19 protein-coding genes, 1 other RNA gene and 1 riboswitch are annotated in these 21,238 nt (G+C 61.2%); of the genes, 13 read left to right on the top strand and 7 right to left on the bottom strand.

Annotation, left to right across the window (positions count from 1 at the left end; translation table 11 throughout):
- The first annotated feature begins 177 nt into the window (after positions 1-177).
- Positions 178-510 (top strand): hypothetical protein, encoded by a 333-nt coding sequence (locus I6E39_RS03215; RefSeq protein ID WP_235379974.1) that lies wholly within the window; start codon positions 178-180, stop codon positions 508-510.
- Positions 511-528: 18 nt separating this feature from the next.
- Positions 529-2,733, top strand: coding sequence for an SF1B family DNA helicase RecD2 (gene recD2, locus I6E39_RS03210; RefSeq protein ID WP_235379973.1), 2,205 nt, complete (start codon positions 529-531; stop codon positions 2,731-2,733).
- A gap of 87 nt (positions 2,734-2,820) precedes the next feature.
- Here the strand turns inward: recD2 and I6E39_RS03205 are convergent, their stop codons facing one another.
- The 3 genes from I6E39_RS03205 to I6E39_RS03195 all read right to left on the bottom strand — a co-directional run bounded on the left by I6E39_RS03205 (position 2,821) and on the right by I6E39_RS03195 (position 5,606).
- Complete coding sequence (locus I6E39_RS03205; protein WP_235379972.1) at positions 2,821-2,979, bottom strand: hypothetical protein; 159 nt, start codon at positions 2,977-2,979, stop codon at positions 2,821-2,823.
- 236 nt (positions 2,980-3,215) lie between these two features.
- Positions 3,216-4,175, bottom strand: coding sequence for a threonine ammonia-lyase (locus tag I6E39_RS03200; protein WP_235379971.1), 960 nt, complete (start codon positions 4,173-4,175; stop codon positions 3,216-3,218).
- Positions 4,176-4,262: 87 nt separating this feature from the next.
- Positions 4,263-5,606, bottom strand: a complete 1,344-nt coding sequence (locus I6E39_RS03195; RefSeq protein WP_235379970.1) for a GH25 family lysozyme — start codon at positions 5,604-5,606, stop codon at positions 4,263-4,265.
- Between the two features lie 137 nt (positions 5,607-5,743).
- Between I6E39_RS03195 and I6E39_RS03190 the strand changes: the two genes are divergently transcribed.
- From I6E39_RS03190 to I6E39_RS03175, 4 genes are all read left to right on the top strand, one after another.
- Positions 5,744-6,169: an EamA family transporter gene (locus I6E39_RS03190; RefSeq protein ID WP_235379969.1), complete on the top strand. Its 426-nt coding sequence runs from the start codon at positions 5,744-5,746 to the stop codon at positions 6,167-6,169.
- Positions 6,170-6,288: 119 nt separating this feature from the next.
- Positions 6,289-6,909: a DUF1643 domain-containing protein gene (locus tag I6E39_RS03185; protein ID WP_235379967.1), complete on the top strand. Its 621-nt coding sequence runs from the start codon at positions 6,289-6,291 to the stop codon at positions 6,907-6,909.
- Positions 6,910-6,928: 19 nt separating this feature from the next.
- Positions 6,929-7,249, top strand: a complete 321-nt coding sequence (locus tag I6E39_RS03180; RefSeq protein ID WP_235379966.1) for a putative heavy metal-binding protein — start codon at positions 6,929-6,931, stop codon at positions 7,247-7,249.
- A gap of 119 nt (positions 7,250-7,368) precedes the next feature.
- On the top strand, positions 7,369-8,952 hold the full coding sequence (locus I6E39_RS03175; protein WP_235379964.1) for an NAD(P)/FAD-dependent oxidoreductase: 1,584 nt from the start codon (positions 7,369-7,371) through the stop codon (positions 8,950-8,952).
- Between the two features lie 72 nt (positions 8,953-9,024).
- On the opposite strand, the gene I6E39_RS03170 is transcribed toward I6E39_RS03175, so the two are convergent.
- A complete protein-coding gene (locus I6E39_RS03170) occupies positions 9,025-9,897 on the bottom strand; it encodes a hypothetical protein (protein ID WP_235379962.1) in 873 nt (290 codons plus the stop codon).
- Positions 9,898-10,071: 174 nt separating this feature from the next.
- On the opposite strand from I6E39_RS03170, the gene I6E39_RS03165 reads away from it, so the two are divergent.
- From I6E39_RS03165 to deoC, 6 genes are all read left to right on the top strand, one after another.
- Positions 10,072-10,341, top strand: coding sequence for a DUF1905 domain-containing protein (locus I6E39_RS03165; RefSeq protein ID WP_235379960.1), 270 nt, complete (start codon positions 10,072-10,074; stop codon positions 10,339-10,341).
- Positions 10,342-10,384: 43 nt separating this feature from the next.
- Positions 10,385-11,629 carry an adenosylhomocysteinase gene (locus tag I6E39_RS03160; RefSeq protein WP_235379959.1) on the top strand — a complete coding sequence of 415 codons (1,245 nt, stop codon included), beginning with the start codon at positions 10,385-10,387 and terminating at the stop codon, positions 11,627-11,629.
- A gap of 53 nt (positions 11,630-11,682) precedes the next feature.
- The gene (locus I6E39_RS03155) at positions 11,683-12,186 is read left to right on the top strand and encodes a GreA/GreB family elongation factor (protein WP_235379958.1); all 504 of its coding nucleotides are present in this window, start codon (positions 11,683-11,685) and stop codon (positions 12,184-12,186) included.
- 196 nt (positions 12,187-12,382) lie between these two features.
- Positions 12,383-13,294: a 3-hydroxyacyl-CoA dehydrogenase family protein gene (locus tag I6E39_RS03150; RefSeq protein ID WP_235379957.1), complete on the top strand. Its 912-nt coding sequence runs from the start codon at positions 12,383-12,385 to the stop codon at positions 13,292-13,294.
- 113 nt (positions 13,295-13,407) lie between these two features.
- Positions 13,408-13,506, top strand: a riboswitch (SAM riboswitch).
- 78 nt (positions 13,507-13,584) lie between these two features.
- Positions 13,585-14,766: a methionine adenosyltransferase gene (gene metK, locus I6E39_RS03145; protein WP_235379956.1), complete on the top strand. Its 1,182-nt coding sequence runs from the start codon at positions 13,585-13,587 to the stop codon at positions 14,764-14,766.
- Positions 14,767-14,973: 207 nt separating this feature from the next.
- Positions 14,974-15,630 (top strand): deoxyribose-phosphate aldolase, encoded by a 657-nt coding sequence (gene deoC, locus I6E39_RS03140; RefSeq protein WP_235379955.1) that lies wholly within the window; start codon positions 14,974-14,976, stop codon positions 15,628-15,630.
- Positions 15,631-15,693: 63 nt separating this feature from the next.
- On the opposite strand, the gene I6E39_RS11120 is transcribed toward deoC, so the two are convergent.
- The 3 genes from I6E39_RS11120 to I6E39_RS03125 form a co-directional block, all read right to left on the bottom strand.
- Positions 15,694-17,154 (bottom strand): peptidylprolyl isomerase, encoded by a 1,461-nt coding sequence (locus I6E39_RS11120; RefSeq protein ID WP_235379954.1) that lies wholly within the window; start codon positions 17,152-17,154, stop codon positions 15,694-15,696.
- Positions 17,155-17,597: 443 nt separating this feature from the next.
- Positions 17,598-17,796, bottom strand: a non-coding RNA gene (gene ssrS / locus I6E39_RS03130) — 6S RNA.
- Between the two features lie 11 nt (positions 17,797-17,807).
- On the bottom strand, positions 17,808-18,119 hold the full coding sequence (locus I6E39_RS03125) for a DUF1292 domain-containing protein (protein WP_235379953.1): 312 nt from the start codon (positions 18,117-18,119) through the stop codon (positions 17,808-17,810).
- Between the two features lie 335 nt (positions 18,120-18,454).
- Between I6E39_RS03125 and I6E39_RS03120 the strand changes: the two genes are divergently transcribed.
- A complete protein-coding gene (locus I6E39_RS03120; RefSeq protein WP_235379951.1) occupies positions 18,455-21,091 on the top strand; it encodes a transglycosylase domain-containing protein in 2,637 nt (878 codons plus the stop codon).
- The last annotated feature ends 147 nt before the right edge of the window (positions 21,092-21,238 follow it).

Genomic DNA, 21,238 nt, shown 5'->3' with positions numbered 1-21,238 from the left:
GCCAAAAGGGGGAGGGATAAGCCCCCGCCCTACCAAGCCCTCACCCTACATGAAACGATAAACTAAAATTTATGTTTAGACTATATGTTTCAAATGACGTACTTTCCCGCAGGTTTTCCAGTCGGCCCAACACCGCCGGAGGCACCCCCGCATAGGATGCCCTGGAGGTGTTGCTCTGTGGGTCTGATGGCGGATGTTTTGCTGACTGCGATATGTGTGCTGGGGCTGGCTTTTCTGGCCTGGTGGCTGCTGGGGCGGATGTTCCGGCCCATTGCCGAGCCCTGCTGCCGGGCGCTGATCCCGGGGCGGGGCGGGGGAGAGGAACTGGAGCAGGCGGTGCACTCTCTGATCTGGCTGCGGGGACTGGGACTGTTGAACTGTCCCATCGTCATCGCCGACGTGGACCTGACCCCTCAGGGCCGGGAGATCGCCCTGCGTTTGGCGGCCCGCTGGCCCGGCGTGGTGGTTTGGCCCGCGGACCATCTGACCGAATACATATCCCAACCTTAGAGAGAAGGAGGCGGCCCCATGGAAGAGACAATGGATTCCCAGCTGATCGAAGGGATCGTCTCCGCCATTATTTATCAAAACGAGGAAAACGGCTATACCATTCTCCGCATGGACGTGAAGGAAGAAGAGATGACGGTGGTGGGCGCTATGCCCGGCGTCTCCCCCGGGGAATACCTGTCTGTCCGGGGACGCTGGGTGCGCCATGCCACCTACGGGCCCCAGTTCAAGGCGGAGACGGTGGAGCGCCGCCTGCCCCAGGGCCTGAAGGAGATCTACCACTATCTGGCCTCGGGAGCGGTGAAGGGAGTGGGCAAGGCCACCGCCCGGCTGCTCATCGAGGAGTTTGGAGAGGAGACCCTCAGCGTCATTGAGGAAACCCCGGAAAAGCTGACTAGGATCAAAGGGATCTCACCCAAACGGGCCCGGCAGATCGGGGACGTGTTCCGCCGGCAGATGGGGATGCGCCGCCTGATGGAATTTCTGACGGAGTACGCACTGCCCCTGGAGCTGGCCATGCCCCTGTGGCGGGCCTATGGCGACGTGGCGCTGGAGGTGCTGCGCGCCAACCCCTACCTGCTGGTGGGGGAGGAGTTCGGGGTGGACTTCTCTCTGGCGGACGGACTGGCGCTCTCTCTGGGCGTGGGGGCGGAGGACCCCCAGCGGCTGGAGGCCGGGCTCCTGTTTGAACTGGCCCACAATCTGAACAACGGACATACCTTTTTGCCCCGCCGGAAGCTGGTGGAGGCCACGGGCGTTTTGCTGGAGGTGCCGGGGGAGCAGCTGGAGGAATGTCTGGAGGCGTTGGCCGTCCGGGGCGAGGTGGAATGCGAGGCGGTGGCCGGACAGGAGGCGGTGTATCTGCCCCCCCTGTACGAGGCGGAGACCTTCGTGGCCCAGCGGGTCAGCGAGATGAGCCGGGAGGAGCTGACGCCGCCCCAGGGGCTGGACAGCCTGATCCGGCACATCCAGCGGGAGCAGGGGATCACCTATGCCCCCCAGCAGCGGCAGGCGGTGGAACTGGCCGCCAGCCGGCAGGTCATGCTGCTCACCGGCGGGCCGGGTACCGGTAAAACCACCTGCCTGCGGGGGGTGCTCGCCTTGTTCGAGGCGATGGGCCTGGAGACCGCCCTGGCCGCCCCCACCGGCCGGGCGGCCAAGCGGCTGGGGGAGCTGTGCGGCACCGAGGCGTCCACTATCCATCGCCTTCTGGAGACCGGCTTCGATCCCCACAGCGGCAAGCTGGTCTTTACCCACGACGCCTATGACCCTCTGCCCGCCGACGCGGTCATCGTGGACGAGACCTCCATGGTGGACGTGGTTCTGATGGCCGCTCTGCTGGGCGCCATGCGGGGAGACTGCCGCCTGGTGCTGGTGGGGGACCCGGACCAGCTGCCCTCGGTGGGGCCGGGAAACCTGTTCGCCGACCTGATCCGCAGCAAGGTGGTGCCCACCGTCCGGCTGACCGAGATCTTCCGCCAGGCCGCCCAGAGCGCCATCGTCCGCAATGCCCACCTGGTCAACCACGGGGAGCTGCCCGATCTGCGGGAAAACGATAATGACTTCTTCTTCCTGGGCCGGCGGGACAGCCAGAGTACTCTGGATACCATCGTGGACCTGTGCCGCCGGCGGCTGCCTGAGCGCATGGGCATTCCCGCCGACCAAATTCAGGTCCTGTCTCCCACCCGGCGGAGGGGCACGGGGACCAGGGCCCTGAACCAGGCCCTCCAACAGGCCCTGAACCCGCCTCTGAAGGGGAAGGGGGAGCGGCGTTTCGGGGACTGGGTCTTTCGGGCCGGGGACCGGGTCATGCAGGTGAAGAATAACTACGACATCCTCTGGCGGGAGGAGGGAGGCGTCCGCTCCGGCATGGGGATGTTCAACGGGGACATCGGGGTGATCCGCTCTATCGACGGGGAGACCGTCACCGTGGATTTTGACGGCAAGGTGGTGGAGTATTCCCCGGACATGCTGGGAGAGCTGGAACCCGCCTTTGCCGTGACGGTACATAAGGCCCAGGGCAGCGAGTACCGTGCGGTGATCCTGGCCGCTCTGGAGGGTGCCCCTATGCTGATGACCCGGGGGGTGCTGTATACCGCGATCACCCGGGCCAAGGAGTTGTTTATCGTGGTGGGGGATCAGGGTGCGGTGGCCCGGATGGTGGCCAACGACCGCCAGGACAGGCGCTATTCCGGACTGCGCTCCCGGATGGCGGAGGGCCTGTGAGCCAAAGGAACAAAAAATGGAAAAGCAGCCGAAACAGGGGAAGATCCCCGGTTTCGGCTGCTTTGTTGCTGGAGGGGGAATGGCCGGTCAGGCGGCCGCGTGGGTCCGCTCCTTTTGAAGCTCTTTCTTCATGATGGGCCTCCACTCCCGGAAGGCGAAGTAGAGGGAGAACCCCAGTGTAAAGGGGACCATTCGAAGGCAGTTGTAAAACTCGCTTTTCGCTTCCTCATAGGCTTTGCTGTGCATCTGTAACTCCTCCTGGTTTAAAAGGTTTTGCACCATCATTATACGGGAGGAGGGGCGAAACAGGGCGCTAATAAAACAGCCCGTTTTGTTCCGGTTTTGTTAAGAAAACTTTCTGGAGTGGGAGAAAAGGAACGGGGAAAACAGGTGAAAAAATCAAAAGATATGAGAGATTTTGAAATAAATTGGCTCCGCTTTTTCAAAAAAGCGGAGCCGCAAAACTGTTAAGAACCTGTTGCTCAAGCCTGGGCCAAAAGTTGGGCGGCCAGAGCCGGATCCACGTTGCCGCCGGACAGGACGAAAGCCACCTTCTGCCCCTTCCGAACGGGCAGAGTGCCCGCCAGAGCGGCGGCCACGGGCAGGGCGCCGGAGGGCTCCACCGTCAGTTTGGCCTTGGTCATCAGCAGGATCATGGCCTGTTGAATAAAGGAATCCTCCACGGTGCACAGCCGGTCCACCCGGGCCTGGATCATCTCAAAGTTGTCGGGGTTGGCGTGGTCGGTGCGGGTGCCGTCGGCAATGGTGTCCACCTTGTCCAGGGCCACGGGACAGCCGGCGGCGCGGCTCTTCGAGTATCGGGGGGCACCCGCGGGTTCCACACCGATGGTCTGTACCGCTTCTTTCAGACCCTTGACCGCGGTAGCCACGCCGGAGATCAGACCTCCGCCGCCGATGGGGCAGGCCACCGCCTCCACCTGGGGCAGATCCTCCAGAATCTCCAGAGCGATGGTCCCCTGGCCGGCGGCTACATAGGGATCGGCGTAAGGGTGGACGTTGACCATCCCCGCCTCCTCCACCAACTGCTGGGCCCGGGCCTCCCGCTGGGAGGACAGGGTGCCGACCAGTTCCACCTGGCCGCCGAAGGATTTGACGCCTGCCAGCTTCACCGGGTTGGCGTTGGTGGGCATGACAATGACGGCCTTGGTATCCAGCAGCTGGGCGGCGCAGGCCACGCCCTGGGCGTGGTTGCCGGAGGAGGCGCAGACCAGCCCGCGACGGAGCTCCTCCTGCGTCAGGGACAGGGCTTTGTTCATGGCACCCCGGATCTTAAAGGCACCCATGACCTGGAAGCCTTCGAATTTCAAATAAACTTCACATCCCAGGGCCTCGTCCAGAGCCGGGACCCGCAGCAGCGGGGTGCGGACGATGTAAGGGGCGATGCGGGCCTGGGCCTGCTGGATATCCTGAAGTGAGAGCATGGTGATCCATCCTTTCCTGTTTGGAAGATTAGTTCCATTTAACCACGGATCAGGTGGCTTGGCAAGAGGGGATGGACAGAAAGACGGTCACCGGGGCAGAATGCGGAGATTCAGGTCGGCCTTGCCCTGGATGCCGGCCACCTGGCCCGCGTCGGTATACTGCCACATTTGAAAATCATAGTAGAAGTCGGGGGACTGGGTGTACTGGGCGAGCCAGAAAGGATATTGGGCCACCCCTTCCAGATTGTAGAGGAGATAGGCGATGTACTGGTTGAAGTAGATCATGGGCTGATACCCAGCCTCCTCCACCAAATTGCAGAAGGCGTTGGCCATGGCGGTGAGGGTGGCGCTGTCCACCCCGTCTGTGCGGGCGGGAGCGCTGGAGATGTTTTCCCAGTCGAAGACCACAGGTCCGGTAATGTCACAGCCCTCCAGTAGGTCCAGGACGAACCGGGCCTCCTCCTCCGCCTCCTCCGGGGAGACAGCCTGGGAGAAGAAATACACTCCCACCTCTAGGCCCACCCGGGAAGCACCCTGGACGTTGGCCCGGAATTGGGCGTCCTCAAAGATAGTGCCGCTGTCCAGCCCGTAATACCGGCCACCGGCCCGGATCATGGCAAAGTCGATGCCGTCAGCTGCCACCGCCTGCCAGTCGATCTCCCCCTGGTAAGAGGAGACATCCACGCCAAGGGAAGTCGCCACGCCGTCGGCGGTATAGGTCATCCGGTCATCCGCCAGCACGAATTTTTCTGAGCGGTAGGAGTTTACCGGAACTCCCTTCAAAATGTCCAGGGTGTGGGAGCCAAAGTGGATGTGACTGGCATACTCCTGAATCTGCCAGACCACGGCGCTCACCTCCGCCCGGGTCATGGAGTCCTCCGGGCGAAAGAACAGCTCTTCGCCTTCCCGGAAGCCGGCGATCAGCCCCTTCTCATACAAGGCGGTAACATAGCCGTCGTCCAGGTCCCGGAAGGGGGATCCCGCTTCCGAAGGGGCCAGGCCCAGGGCTTGGGCGGCCAGACGGGCAATGAACAGGCGGGCAACCGGCCCGGTCAGCTCAGGGAGCTGCTCCGGAGTGATCCAGCCGCGCTCCGAGGCATAAGCGGCATAGCCGCTGGCGTAATGTTCTCCAGGAACAGGCTCCTGATCGCCGCTGCCCGCCGCTTTCAGGATCATGATGATAGAGTCCCCTGCACGGGTGGTGTCGTTGGGGCCGAAGCGGCCGTCGGGGTAGCCGTTGACTACGCCCTGGCTGTTCAGGGAAGCTACGAAGGGATAGAACCAGTCCCCCTGGGCCGTGTCGGAGAAGGGACAGGTCCAGCCCTGGGGCACCGCGGGCTGGCCGGCGGCCAGAGCGGGCTGGAGCAGGAGCAGGGCCGACAGGGACAGCCCGGCAAGCCGCGGAAGGGTGCGTCGGATGGAAGTGTGCATGGAAAATTCCTCTCTTTCTGAATGGAATGGCTGAGGCAAGAAGGTAGTTTGACAAAGCATAGGGGATTTGTTATAGTGGATTTAAGGCGGTGTCGGCGAGAGCCGGAGAGAACGCCGGGAATGGAGGCTGAATCAGGATGTATTTTTATCTTCCGATCATTACCGTGGTCTGTTCCAGCGTTATCTATCATGTCTGCGCCAAATCCACATCGCCCAAGATCAACGCCTTCGCCTCCCTGGCCGTCACCTACCTCATCGGAGCGGTGGTGTCGGCCGCGCTCTACTACCTGACCAGCCCCACCAAGCGGTTGGCCGAGGAGCTGTCCCGGGTCAACTGGGCTACGTTGGTGCTGGGCCTGGCCATCGTGGGCCTGGAGGCGGGGAATATCTTTATGTACAAGGTGGGCTGGGACATCAGCCTGGGTCCCCTGGTGACCAGCAGCACGCTGGCCGTCACCCTGCTGGCGGTGGGCGTCCTGTTCTATCGGGAGGAGCTCTCTTTGACCAAGGTGGTGGGGATCGTCTTGTGTGTGGCGGGCCTGATCCTGGTCAATAAAAAGTAGGCCGGGACACAGAGCGATTATAGCAATAGGCTCAGAACGGAGTCAACGGCTAAAATGTGAATTTTTCGAGGTCACGCCCTCTGCGTCCGCCTGGGGCCGACCGGGAAGGAGAACCTGTCATGCATATCCCCGCCTGCGAGACCAGCCTGCTGGAGTTGGCGGATTTCGACCGCGCTCTGGAGGAGTCCGCCCGTCCAAATCCTGATTATGACATTACAAAATGGATTTATGTACCAAACCATTACTCTGAGTATCGTTATATCCTGGGGACCCGAGGGGAGAAGCCGCTGATCTGCGTGGGGATCAACCCCTCCACCGCCGCCCCCGACGATCTGGACAACACCTTGAAATCGGTGGAGCGGGTGGCCCTCCACAATGGCTATGACAGCTTTCTCATGTTCAATGTCTACGCCCAGCGGGCCACCGATCCGGACGACATGGAGCGCACCTATAACCGGCAGCTCCACGCCCAGAATATGAAGGCCTTTGACTATGCCCTGTCCCTGGACCGGGCGGGAGCCCCGGCGGTGTGGGCCGCCTGGGGGACCATCATCGAAAAGCGGGACTACCTGCCCGGCTGTGTCCGGGATATGATCGCCGTGGGCAAGGCCCGGGGGGCCCGGTGGTATTCGGCTGGAAAAAAGTCCAAGAAGGGACACCCCCATCACCCCCTGTACCTGCGGAAGGACAGCCTTCTGGAGGAATTCGACGTAGAGGGTTATCTCAACCACATTTTATAAATTGTAAGGAGGAGTTCCAATGATCTTGACCACTACGCCCAGCATTGAGGGTAAGAAGATCGTGGCTTACCACGGCGTCGTGTTCGGCGAGGTGATCGCCGGTGTGGATTTTGTGAAGGATATCGTGGCCGGATTCAGCAACTTTTTCGGCGGCCGCTCCGGGACCTATGAGGAAGAATTGATGAATGCCCGTGAGACCGCCCTCCGGGAGCTGGAGCAGCGGGCCCGGGATATGGGGGCCAACGCCGTGGTGGGCATCGACGTGGACTATGAGGTGCTGGGCTCTGACAACGGTATGCTGATGGTCACCGCCAGCGGAACCGCCGTGGTGGTGGAATAAGTGGTAAGTGGACAGAAAGGTCCGCCGGGAGGCGGGCCTTTTGTTTTGCCGGGGAATGTGGTACAATGATTTTACTTGTGAGCCGCCGTATTCCCTGGCGGCAGTGAAAAGGTGAGTCTATGATCCAAATTGGTAATCTGCCCCTGCCTGTCGGCGGGGATCTGGAACAACTGAGGAAGCGGGCGGCCCGCGCTCTGGGGGTCCGCCCCTCGGCGCTGGGAGAGCTGAACATCGTCCGCCAGTCCATCGACGCCCGGAACAAGCACGACGTCCACTATGTTTACACGGTGGAGGTGTCCATGCCTGAGGAGGAGCGGCTGGCGCGGAACGCTCCGGGGCGGAACGTGACGCTGACACAGCGCCGTCCCTATGTCTTCCCGGAGGTGAAGCGCCGGTCGGCGCTGGCTCCGGTGGTGGTGGGCATGGGACCTGCGGGCCTGTTTGCCGCCCTGTTCCTGGCCCGGAACGGCCTGCCCTGCGTGGTGCTGGAGCGGGGCCGGGATGTGGACGCCCGGACGGCGGATGTGGAGCGGTTCTGGAAAACGGGACTGCTGGACCCCTCCTCCAACGTCCAGTTCGGCGAAGGGGGCGCGGGCACCTTCTCCGATGGAAAGCTGACCACCGGGACCCACGACCTCCGGATCAGCGCGGTGCTGGACACGCTGGTGGCGGCGGGCGCCCCCGCCGACGTCCGGTATTCCCACAAGCCCCACATTGGCACCGACGTGCTGCGGCAGGTGGTGAAGACCATGCGGCAGGAGTTGATATCCCTGGGCTGCGACGTTCGGTTTGGGCACCGGCTGTCCGGTCTGCGGACGGAGAACGGCCAGATCACCGCTCTCAGGGTGGAGTGTCCCCAGGGGGACTATGAACTGCCCTGCGACGCTCTGGTGCTGGCGCCCGGCCACTCGGCCCGGGACACCTTTGCCATGCTCCGTGACGCGGGAGTGCCCATGGAAAAGAAGCAGTTTGCCATCGGGGTGCGCATCGAGCACAGCCAGCAGACCGTCAGCCAGCAGCAGTACGGTCCCGCCTGGGAGCAGCTGCCCCCTTCGGACTATAAGCTGGCCTGCCACCTGCCCAGCGGACGGTCGGCCTTCACCTTCTGCGTCTGCCCCGGCGGCCAGGTGGTGGCCGCCGCCTCGGAGCAGGGAGCCGTGGTGACCAACGGCATGAGCCTTCGGGCCCGGGACGGGAAGAACATCAACGGGGGACTGCTGGTGGGCGTGGGGCCCCAGGACTTCCCGGAGGAGGACGTCCTGGCCGGCGTCCGGTTCCAGGAGCGTTGGGAACTGGCCGCCTTCCAACTGGGGGGGGGAGACTTCATGGCCCCGGCCCAGCGGGTGGAAGACTTTTTGGCCCGCCGGCCTTCGGAGGGACCGGGAGCCATTTTGCCCACCTACCGGCCGGGGGTGACCTGGACGGAGATGGAAGCCTGTCTGCCCGGCTATGTCACCGAGACGCTGCGGCAGGCTATCCCTCTGCTGGATCGAAAGCTCCACGGCTTTGCCGGCCCCGACGGGGTGCTAACGGGGGTGGAGACCCGGTCCTCCTCCCCGGTGCGTATCCTCCGGGACGAGGGGCTCCAGTCCGCTCTGCGGGGCCTGTACCCCTGCGGCGAGGGGGCGGGATACGCCGGAGGGATCGTGTCCGCCGCCGTGGACGGCATCCGGGTGGCCGAGGCGGTGGCTGCTGGAAGATAAACTGGGCGGGGGAGCCGCCAGAGTAAAACAAGGCGCTGTCCCATCGGGACAGCGCCTTGTTGTTTCTGAGTCTTATTGGACGTGGGTGTGGTTGTTGATGTGGTTCATGCAGTAGCAGTAGTAGCCGATGCACTTGGAGCAGTAGCGGAATTCCATGTTGGGGTCGTCGGCGTCGGTAATACCGCAGACGGCGCATTTGTGGAGGTAGCCCTTCCGCTGCTGGACCTCTTTCTGGGCTTTTTTAAAATTGATGGTCTGGGGATCCACCTTGTGGGCGGCCCGGTCACGGCCCCGGCGGAGAATGGACATCAGGTCATCCCAGAAGAAAATAAAGTAGTTCAGGATGGCCACCAAAGGCATGAAAGCGGCCAGCACATAGCCCGAGGTCAGGTAGAAGGCGAAATCGTAGGCGAAGAAGAAAACATCCAGCCAGGCCATCCACTTGACTTTCAGGGGGATGATGCCGTATAGATAGACCCGCATGTCCGGATAGAGGGTGGCGAAGGAGAAGAACATGGACATGTTGATGTAGTACATATTCACCGACGTCCGGGTCACCAGGCCATAGACCGCGTTCAGCAGGATGCCCAGGAGATAGAATACGGTGAACCGGGTGGTACCCCAGTGCTGTTCCAGTGTGGTGCCGATCCAGTAGTAGAAGAAGGTGGTGAGCAGAAACATAAAGAAGAAGGAGAGCTGGAGGGGTCCTGCCGTCCCGGCGCCCCCGATGGCGGGGACCAGGACAAAGGTGAAGAGACGCCAGATCTGACCGGAAAGGATGTCGCTGAAGTTAAAGTACAGAAGCTGGGTCACAAGGCCGTTGGTAAACATGTCCAGGATATAGACCGCCAGATTACTGATGGCTACATACTTCATCAGCCCGGGAAGTCCAAAGTTGGGGTGGTTATAGCAAAAGCGGTCCAGCCAGCGGGAAACTGCCTTCATGGACAGCCCTCCTTCATTACAAATCATCAAGCAGAACACATTGTACCCGTTTTTCCGTGGATTGTCTACGTCCAAACTGTAAACAATTTTGTCGAGGGCCTGAAAGCGGCTTTTTTTCGGGCGAAAACTGTGATAAAATAACAAGTACAGGACCGGAGGGCAAGGAGAAGGTCTATGGGCAAGAAACGCTATGAATTTGACGCCGTGATCCAAAAGGTGCCCGACGTAGACGGGGCTTATGTGGAGTTCCCCTATGACGTCCGGACGGAGTTCGGAAAGGGCAGGGTGAAGGTCCATGCCCAATTCGACGGCGAGCCCTACGACGGCAGCCTGGTCCGGATGGGAACTCCGGGACACATCCTGGGTCTGCGAAAGGATATCCGCGCGAGGATCGGCAAACAGCCCGGAGACACCGTCCATGTGGTGCTGACGGAGCGGGAATAGCGGTCCGGCGCGCGAAAACAGAGATACAGCGGAGGAGAAGCGTATGAGCATTGTGAAGGATATGGCCCTGGCCCCCTCGGGCCGTCAGAAGATCCGGTGGGTGCGGGATTTTATGCCCGCCCTCAGCGGCATTGAGGAGCGGTTCCGGAGAGAGAAGCCCTTTGAAGGGCTGACCATCGCCGTCTCCGTCCATCTGGAGGCCAAGACAGCCAACCTGGGTCTGGTCCTCCGGGAAGGGGGCGCCGACGTCCATCTGACGGGCTGCAACCCCCTGTCAACCCAGGACGACGTGGCCGCCGCCATGGCCGAACTGGGGGTGGACACCTACGGAGTCCACGGAGTCACCCCCCAGGGGTACGAGGATCTGCTGGTGGAGACTTTGAAGTGCCGTCCCCACCTGATCGTGGACGACGGCGGTGATCTGATCGCGCTGCTGGGAGGCAAGTGCGCCCAGTACGGCGACCGCCTTTTCGGCGGCTGCGAGGAGACCACCACCGGCATCCACCGCCTTTACGCCCGGGAGCGGGCGGGCATCCTGCCCTGTCCCATGATGGCGGTGAACGACGCCAAGGCCAAGCACTACTACGACAACAAGTACGGCACCGGCCAGTCCTCCTGGGACGCCATCATGCACACCACCAACCTGATGGTGGCGGGCAAGACGGTGGTAGTGGCCGGTTACGGCTGGTGCGGTAAGGGCATCGCCATGCGGGCCAAGGGCATGGGGGCCAACGTCATTGTCACCGAGGTGGACCCCTTCAAAGCCCTGGAGGCCACCATGGAGAATTTCCGGGTCATGCCCATGGATGAGGCGGCCAAATACGGCGATATCTTTGTCACCGCCACCGGCTGCAAGGACGTCATCGTGGAGCGTCACTTCCGGGTGATGAAGGACAACGCCATCCTGTGCAACTCCGGCCACTTTGACTGCGAGGTGGATGTGGCCGCTCTGGCCGCCATGGCTGCGGAGCGGTTCCCCCGCCGGGCCAACATCGAGGGCTTCCGTCTGGCCGACGGCCGCACCCTCAATGTGCTGGCCGAGGGCCGTCTGGTCAACCTGGCCGCCGGCAACGGCCACCCGGCGGAGATCATGGACATGTCCTTCGCTGTCCAGGCCCTGTCCCTGGAATGGCTGGCCAGACACCGGGAGGGGCTGGAGAAAAAGGTCTACAACGTCCCCGACGAGATCGACGACCAGATCGGCCGGGTGAAGCTGGCGGCCATGGGGCTGGCCATCGACACCCTGACCGAGGAGCAGAAACAGTATCTGGCAGGCTGGGAGGCGTAAAGAGCCGGCACCCAGCGGACGCCCGGGCGCAGAATGGAGTTTGTGAGGACGCAATGCACAACGAATTGACGCAGATCGACATTCAAAAGATGAAAGAGGAGCTGGACTACCGCCGGATCACCCTCCGGCCCCAGCTGCTGGAGGAGGTGAAGGTGGCACGGTCCTTTGGGGACCTGAGCGAGAACTTCGAGTACAAGGCAGCCAAGCGGGAGAAGAACAAAAACGAGAGCCGCATCCGCTTCCTGGAGAACATGATAAAGACGGCCGTAGTCATTGAGGACCGGTCCGCGGCAGATACCGTGGGCCTGTATGACAAGGTGACGGTGTATCTGGAAGAGGATGACGAGGAGGAGACCTGGCAGATCGTCACCACCGTCCGGCAGGACGTGCTCCGGGGCCTCATCAGCAAGGAGGCACCCATGGGTTCCGCCCTGCTGGGCAAGAAGGTGGGGGACCGCTTTTATGTCCAGGTGAACAAGGACTACGGCTATTATGCCCAGGTCCGTGCCATTGAGAAGGGACAGGATGACGGGTCGGTAGCCCTGAACCGCTTTTGATTGGCCTCGGACGAGCCAAGGGAGTGTTAAGGTCAAGATAAGCCAATTTTAGGCCGATTTATGCTGAGACGTGCGCCGATTGCTGTGCTAAGATAGGCGGCGTAAGAAAACGGCCGTGTCCGTGGCCGGACAAGCGGAGGCTGAGCGACCAGTCAGAGGTCGAAGAAACTTAACTTTTGATGGAAAGAGGAACATTATGGCTATTGAGAAGATTTTTGTAGTAGGCGCCGGTCTGATGGGCAGCGGCATTGCCCAGACCGCTATTTGCAACGGTTATACCGTTACCCTGAACGATCAGCGTCAGGAGGCGCTGGAGCGCGGCAAGGCGGGCATCGTGAAGATGCTCAAGCGCGACGTGGAAAAGGGCCGCATGACTGAGGAAGAGTGCGAGGCGGCTCTGGCCCGCCTGAGCCTGGACAGCAGCATGAACGGCGCTCAGAATGCCGATCTGGTCATCGAGGCTATTTATGAGAATCTGGAAGCCAAGCAGGCGGTGTTTAAGAGACTGGAAGAGGTCTGCCCCGCTTCCACCATTTTCGCCTCCAACACTTCCTCCATTTCCTTGACTGCGCTGGCTGCCGCTACCAAGCGTCCTGACCGCGTGGTCGGCATGCACTTCTTCTCTCCCGTGCCCAAGATGCGGCTGTGCGAGGTCATCTTCGGCCTGCTCACCGCTCAGGATGTTCTGGAGCAGATCAAGGAAGTTGGCGAGAGAATGGGCAAGACCCTGATCCTGTCCGACGATAAGCCCGGCTTCATCGTCAACCGCGCCCTGCTGCCCATGCTGAACGAGGCCTGCGTCATCGTCGGTTCCAATATCGGTACCGTTGAGGATATCGACAACGGCATGAAGCTGGGCTGCAACCACCCCATGGGTCCCCTGGAGCTGGCTGACATGGTGGGTCTGGACATCCTGCTTAACGTGATGATGGTCCTGGACAAGGAATATGGCGCCAAGTATCATCCTTCCATGATCCTGCGCAAGATGGTCACCGCCGGTTTCCTGGGCCGCAAGAGCGGCGCCGGCTTCTATCTGTATGAGGACGGCAAGAAGATGGGCGTCAACCCCGTCCTGACCCAGGTCCACAGCCTGGAGGAGCAGCACTAAATCTCCCTGTACATCTGTCCGCGGCCGGAGCAACTTCCGGCCGCGGCTTTTTTAGGGGAAAATCAGTTGACAAACGGGAAAAAACTGATATACTTACTTAGTACAATTGAATCGCCTTATCAAGAGTGGTTGAGGGACCGGCCCTATGAAACCACGGCAACCTGCCCCGTGCAAGGTGCCAAATCCGGCGGTAGTGTATCGCAAGATGAGGGTGTAACAAGCTCCTGAACGCTCCGCCTACCGCGGAGCGTTTTTTACAGCCTCCCAGCCAAAGAAAGGAAGGAACGACTATGGCAAAACGACTTTTTACTTCTGAATCCGTCACCGAGGGGCATCCCGACAAGATCTGCGACCAGATCTCCGACGCGGTGCTGGACGCCATCATCGCCCGGGACCCCCAGGCCCGGGTGGCCTGTGAGACCACCGTCACCACCGGTCTGGTCCATGTGATGGGTGAGATCACCACCTCCTGCTATGTGGATATCCCCAAGATCGCCCGGGATGTGGTCCGGGACATCGGCTATGACCGGGCCAAGTTCGGCTTTGACTGCGACACCTGCGCCGTCATTACCTCCATCGACGAACAGTCTCCCGACATTGCCCTGGGCGTGGACAAGTGCCTGGAGGCAAAGGAGGGCGCGCAGGACGACGGGCTGGACAACGGTGCCGGCGACCAGGGCATGATGTTCGGCTACGCCTGTGATGAGACGCCGGAGCTGATGCCTCTGCCCATCTCCCTGGCCCACAAGCTGGCTTTGCAGCTGACCCGGGTCCGCAAGGAGGGCAAGGTGGACTATCTGCGGCCCGACGGCAAGACCCAGGTGACCATCGAGTACAACGAGGACAATACCCCCAAGCGTATTGACGCGGTGGTGGTGTCCACCCAGCATGGCCCCGAGGCGGAGCTGGACCAGATCCGGAAGGATATGATCGACCTGGTCATCAAGCCCATCCTGCCGGCGGAGCTGCTGGACGGAGACACCAAGATCTATGTCAACCCCACCGGCCGCTTTGTGGTGGGCGGGCCCCAGGGCGATTCCGGCCTCACCGGCCGCAAGATCATTGTGGACACATATGGCGGCAGCGCTCCCCACGGCGGCGGCGCCTTCTCCGGCAAGGACCCCACCAAGGTGGACCGTTCCGCTGCCTATGCCGCCCGCTGGGTTGCCAAAAATGTTGTAGCCGCCGGTCTGGCCAAGCGCTGCCAGGTCCAGCTGGCCTACGCCATCGGCGTGGCCCAGCCTGTTTCCGTGCGGGTGGATACCTTTGGTACCGGAACTGTGCCTGACGGAAAACTGGAGGAGGCGGTGGAGAAGACCTTTGATCTGCGCCCCGCCGCCATCATCCGGGACCTGGACCTGCGCCGCCCCATCTACCGCCAGCTGGCCGCCTATGGCCACTTCGGCCGGGACGACCTGGACCTGACCTGGGAGAAAACTGACCGGGTGGATCAACTGAAGGCCAACCTGTAACAGGCTAAACGAAATAAGCTGAACATGCGCGCGGAGAAGTTCCGCGCGCATTTTTTGTCTGTTTGGCCTGGCTTGACTGCCTTACGCAAAAAGTTTTTTCTGCCGATGGATTGGGGCTGGACAAAGCAGGGGAGGCGGGAGTAAAATGAGACGAAATTATTTCGATTCCGGCATCCCGGAATGATATATAAGGAGAGTTTGGAACGGATGAAGGAAAAGGAAATTTTAAACCGGGTAGACCATACTTTGCTGACCCCCACTGCCACCTGGGAACAGGTCAAGGCGGTCTGTGAGGAGGGGAAAGCGTTTTCCACTGCTTCTGTGTGTATCCCGCCCCGCTATGTAAAGAAGGCGGCGGACTATCTGGGAAACAGCCTGAAGATCTGCACTGTGATCGGCTTCCCCAACGGCTACTCCACGCCGGAGGTCAAGGTGTTCGAGACGGAGGACGCCGTTCGAAACGGCGCGGACGAGATCGATATGGTCATCAATCTGGGTATGGCCAAGGCCGGCGACTGGGAGGGCGTTCTCCAGGAGATCAAGGCGGTGAAGGAGTCCTGCGGCGGCCGGATCCTGAAGGTCATCGTGGAAGCCTGTCAGCTGACCCAGGAGGAGAAGATCGCCGCCTGCCGGGTGGTCTCCATGTCCGGGGCGGACTTTATCAAGACCTCCACCGGTTTTTCCGCCGGCGGAGCCACGGTGGAGGACGTGAAGCTGTTCCGGGAGCACATCAGCCCCGATCTGCGGATCAAGGCTGCGGGCGGCATCCGCACCTTTGAGCAGGCCAGAGCCTTGCTGGAGGCGGGCGCCGACCGCATCGGGGCCAGCGCCCTGGTCGCCTTGGCGAAGGAGCAGAATCTCTGAGCAGTCGAAAAAGGTCCCCGTTCCGAAAGGAACGGGGACCTTTTGTCATGTTGGTCGCGGGGATCAGCCCTGGACGAACTTCATACCGATGCTGGTGGTGGCCTCGTAACCAGCCTCGGCGGCTTCCAGCCAGGCGCTGTAGTCCTGGTTGCGGAGGCTGGTCTTGGCGGTCGACTTCCAAACGGGGTCGCCGGAGCCGGCGTAATACATGATGTGCCAGCCGTAGCTGCTCTCCACCAGACCGGTGTCGCCCACCTGACGGGCGGGGTCAACGGCCCAGTCACGGAAGGACTGCACATAGTTGGAGTCGGGGGTGATGTTGGAGATCAGACCGCCGTCAGCGGCGGAGCCGCTGTCGGCGCTGTTCTCCTGGGCCAGGGCGGCGAAGGAGTCCTCGGTAGCCGCGCCGGCCTTCCACTGGGCCAGCAGCTCCTCGGCCTGGGCCTTGGCGGCGGCGATCTGCTCCTCGGTGGCCTCGGTGGCGCCCTCATCCTTTTCGGGGGTAATCAGGATGTGGCGGACATTGTTGGTGGGAGTCTCGTCCAGAGCGCGGCCCTCAAAGCGGACCACATAGTAGTTATAAGCGGTGCCGGAGTCGTACTCGCTCAGAGTTACGTCGTTTTCGCGGCGGGCGCCGTCATAGATCCACTCGGTATAGGCGCTGTTGACACTGGAACCTACCTGGTTGTCAGAAATCTGGCTGGAATACAGCTGGTCGGCGTACTCCTCGGCCAGAGCGGCGGGGTCCTCGCCGGCCTCAAGCTTGCTCTGGATCTCCTCGGCCACCGCCTTGGTCTGGGCCTTGGCCTCCTCCAGCGCGGCGGTCTTCTCCTCCTCGCTCATCTCCGTGTCGGAAGTGCCGACCTTGGCCTGAAGCACGAACTGGGACAGGGTAAAGGTGTCCAGGGAGTCCTTGTTCTCCTGATAATAGCTCTGGAGATCGGCGGCACTGTAGTCCAGGGCGTCGAGATAGCTGTTGGCGTAATCGCTGGCCAGAGTCTGGCGCTCCAGCAGGGTCACCAGCTTCTCATAGGTCATGTAGGGGCCGTAATTGGTCTGGATGAAACCCTTCTGGTCATCCATGGCATCCAGAAGGGAGATCTGGCTGTCCAGGTAGGAGCGGGCCTCCTCGGACATGGTGTAGCCCTCAGCCTCAGCCTTGTCGGCCAGAGACAGGTCGGACTTCAGAGCCTCCACGGCAGGGGTCAGCAGATAATCCTTCATGGAGACGCTGCTCATGCCGTACTGGGTGTACTGGTTGACCAGGTTGTTATAGTAATACTGCACGTCGGCGGCGGTATACTTGACGCCGTGGATGGTGACGGCGGTAGCGCTGCGCTGGATCAGACCGGCGTTCCAAACCAGCAGGAAGGCGACCAGCACCACGCAGAGAACGCCGATCACCCGGTACAAAATGGTGCTGCGGCGGGCCTCGGCGGCCTCTTGCTGTCTTTTCTGTTCCCGGGCAGAGGGAGCCTGATCGGCCACGTCCTGACGGGTCTTCTTTTCTCTGGATGCACTCACAGTTTGTTCAGTCCTCTCATGTTGATCAACAGGCTCTGCCCCGGCGGAGCCTGGGTCCGGCGTGGCCGTTCCAATGGAAACGGTCCGCCGCAGGCCGCCGCGCATCAGGAGATGCGGGAAAACAGCCGTACTTGGGTATTATACTAAAAACTTGCCCGCCTTGCAAGGGGCGAGAAGAGAAGAAAAACCGTGTTTTACAGATTGTTCATGAAACCCGGAGAAAAAAAGACCGCGGCTGTTTCCAGCCGCGGTCCAGTTCCAGTGTTTTTTCTATGGTCAAGCAACTTCAAAACGAAAAATTTTGAAGCCTGCGGTGTGTTGCACCGCAGGAGGCCGCAAAGCCGCCCTTGCTCAGCCTGCATAGTCAAAGAACCGTGCTTTGCGTGACGGCAGATTTGACCTGCCGCCGGAAAGGAACGAATTCTCTTCCGGTCCTTCGACTATATAACCCCGCTCTGGCCGTGTGGGCCCGTTTAAAACCTGCACGTAATGGCAGGTGGGTTGCCTCCACGGCGCTTTTCTGCTTCCAACTTCCAGCCGACCTCAAAGGGGGCCGGGAGGCCTGCAGGCCACGCCGTGAGGGGGCGTCCCGTTTAAAAGATGTGGGTTTAAAAGAACCCATCACGCACCGAGCAGGAGAGAAGGCGAAGGAATCATTCCTCCTCGTCTTCAAAAAAACGTTCCATAAAGAGGTTGTAAATCTCGTCCAGCTCCTCATCGGTATCGGGAGTGGAGAGGAGCTCCTCGCCGTTCTCCTCGATGACCTTCATAATGACCAGGCCGTATTCCTCGTCGTCGGCGTCTACATCCACCGGCTCGCCGGTCTCCTCGTTCTCAGCCACGGCGGGGAACATGGCGTAATAGGTGATCCCGTTGTGCTCCAGGGTGTCCACCAGTTCCAACTCAAACTCGTTGCCGTCCTCATCGGTGACGGAGATAAAATCGGGGCCGAACTCTTCGCTCATGTTGGAAATACCTCCAAGCTTTTTGTGAGTCTATTTTACCCTGCATGCGGGAAAAATGCAAGGGGAACAAACTGTAAATTTTCACCGCCCAGAGGATGGGTTCAGCTTTGTGGTGGACAAATGGAAAGAATCTGATATAATAGCCATAGTATAGCCATGATCCGGCCCGATTTCGGTCCTTTTATTTTTTCACGGAGAAGAGGCGGCCGGCGGAGGGAAGGGGAGTGGCCCGGTGGGGTGGCCAGCGGAAGAAGCTGGCGGACCGCGCCCGTGAGACGGAAAATCGAGACCGTCGAAAGTCAGCCGAAGGGCTGCTTTTGACTGGAGGTAACAACGTGTCAGACCAAAATAATCACAACTCTCTGTACGAAAACAGCGAATACCCTTCCCGGCGTCAGGCGCCCCGGAGGTCGGAGCGCTCCGGCCGCTCCCGGAAAAAGCGCAGACGGGGCGGCGTGGCCGGCAGTATTTTCAAGGTGCTGGGCACCCTGCTGCTCATCGGCCTGTGTACCGGGGCGATTCTCTGCTGCTTTGCGGCGGTGTACATCAAAACAGTCATCGTTCCCATCGCGGACCTGAGCCTGGACGACTTTGAGCTGGGCGAGAACAGCGTCATGTACTACACGGACAAGACCACCGGGCAGGACAAAGAGCTGGTCACCCTGCTGAACACCACCAGCTCCATCTGGGTGGACTATGACGAGATCCCCAAGGATCTGATCAACGCCGCGGTGGCCATTGAGGACCAGCGGTTCTGGACCCACCCCGGCGTGGACTGGCGGCGGACGGGCCGTGCGGTACTGTCCATGTTCACCGGCGGCGAGATCTCAGGCGGTTCCACCATCACCCAGCAGCTCATCAAGAACCTGACCGATTACAACGAGACCACCGTGAAGCGCAAGGTCATCGAGATCGTCCGCGCCCTCCGGTTCACCCAGAACAACTCCAAGGAGGACACCATCACCTGGTACCTCAACGTCATCCCGCTGGGCAGCGGCTGCGAGGGGGTGGGCTCCGCCGCCTATGAATACTTCGGCAAGTCTGTGTCCGAGCTGTCTCTTGCCGAGTGTGCCAGCCTCATCGCCATCACCAACAACCCCTCCAAGTATGGCCCCTATTCCCCCGCCCGGGTGCCCACAAAGGAAACCGGCGAGCTGTGGACCGCCAAGCAGTGGAACAAGTGGCGGCAGGAGAACGTACTGGCCAAGATGCTGGAACTGGGGATGATCTCCCAGGAGGAGCATGACGCCGCCGTGGCCGAGGAGTTGGTCTTTGACCGGGGCGAGAATGAGGCGGCCACCCAGGAGATCTACTCCTGGTATGAGGAGACTGTCATCTCCGATGTGACCAGGGACCTTCAGGAGAAGTATCAGCTGTCCGACAGCCGCGTGAGCCAGCTGCTTCGCAGCGGCGGCCTGCGAATCTACACCTGTCTGGACCCGGATATCCAAGCCATTGTGGAGAAGATCTACACCAACCGGGAGAACCTGAACTATACCTCCAGCGACGGACAGCTGATGCAGTCCTCCATCACGATTATCGACAACGCAACCGGCGACGTGGTGGCCATCGCGGGCCAGTTCGGGGAGAAAACGGGCAACCTGTGGACCAACTACGCCAATACCGCCAAGCGGCAGCCGGGTTCTTCCCTCAAGCCCCTGTCGGTCTACTCCCCTGCCCTGGAGATGGGGCTGATCTCTCCCATTACCATCATCGACGACTACCCCTATAACGACAGCAACGGCACCGGCTGGCCCATCAACTCGGGCGCTGCCCGGTACAAGGGCCTGACCACCGTCCGCCAGGGTCTGACCCACTCGGTGAACACCATCGCCGTCCGCATCCTGGCCGACAAGGTGACTCCCCAGGCCAGCTTCAACTTTGTCCAGGACAAATACAAAATTGATCTGGTGGAAGCCAGACAGGTGGGCAACCAGGTCAAGAGCGATATCGACGTGGCGCCTCTGGCCATGGGCGGCCTTACAGACGGCGTCTGCACCCGGGACATGGCCGAGGCCTACGCCACCTTCCCCAACAACGGCGTCTACACCTATTCCCGCACCTATACCAAGGTGCTGGACAGCAACGGCAATGTGATCCTGGAGAACGAGAGCGTCAAGGAGCCCGTCATCAAGGACACCACCGCCTATTATATGAACTCCATGCTGACCAACGTGGTCACCAGCGGTACTGCCGCCGGCCACGGCCTGAGCGGTATGACCGCCGCCGGTAAGACCGGTACAACCAGCGAGAACTATGACCGCTGGTTCGTGGGCTATACCCCCTACTACACCGCCGCCGTCTGGACGGGCTATCCTGTCAACGCCAAGATGAGGACCAGCGGCAACCCGGCCCTGAACCTGTGGGAAAAGGTGATGGAGGAGGTCCATGCGGGGCTGGAGAACAAGAAGTTCCCCGTCTCCAGCGGACTGAGCAGCGTGCAGTACTGTCTGGACAGCGGACTGCGGGCCACGGAATACTGCGCCCTGGACCCCCGCGGCAGTAGGGTGAGCAGCGACAGCGTGTTCCAGGGCGACGCCTCCGGCGAGGTCTGCACCATCCACACCGCCCAGAGCGTGGTCAAGGTGTGCCTGGACTGCCCCATCCTCAAGGAGGACGGCAGCGAGACCGGCATGTACCACATTGCCGGTCCCTACTGCCCGGAGGAGAGCCAGAAGGAGATGTGCCTGCCCGACTATGTGCGGGAGCGGATCGGCACCGCCGTGGCCCAGGACGAGCTGTACCGAAAGAGTGTGGTGGAGAGCTACGGCCCTTGTACCATTCATACAGAGTCCGTCGTGGAGCCGCCTCCGACAGTGGAGCCCGGTGGCCCCGACTCCTCCGGCCATCCCACCGATCCGGAGGATCCGGACCATGGAGACCAGTCCGTGCCGGACGGCTCAGGAAATGGCTCCGGGAGCGCCGGTACGGGAACGGGAGAAGAGGCGCCCGGCTCCCAGGATATCTGGTAGAGCAGCCCATCGTATTCAGCGCCGCGGCTATGCGCCGCGGCGCTGTTTTGTCGCCATTACAGGGCACAAAAGGAGAAAACTGTGTAAAATGACGGCGGGATGCCGGTGGAGACAGACAAATTCCGACATTCTGCTAAAAGGATTTCC

The sequence above is a fragment of the Pseudoflavonifractor phocaeensis genome (assembly GCF_021531375.1).
In the GTDB taxonomy this organism is placed as follows: domain Bacteria; phylum Bacillota; class Clostridia; order Oscillospirales; family Oscillospiraceae; genus Lawsonibacter; species Lawsonibacter phocaeensis_B.
This window is presented reverse-complemented; position numbering and strand designations above follow the sequence as displayed.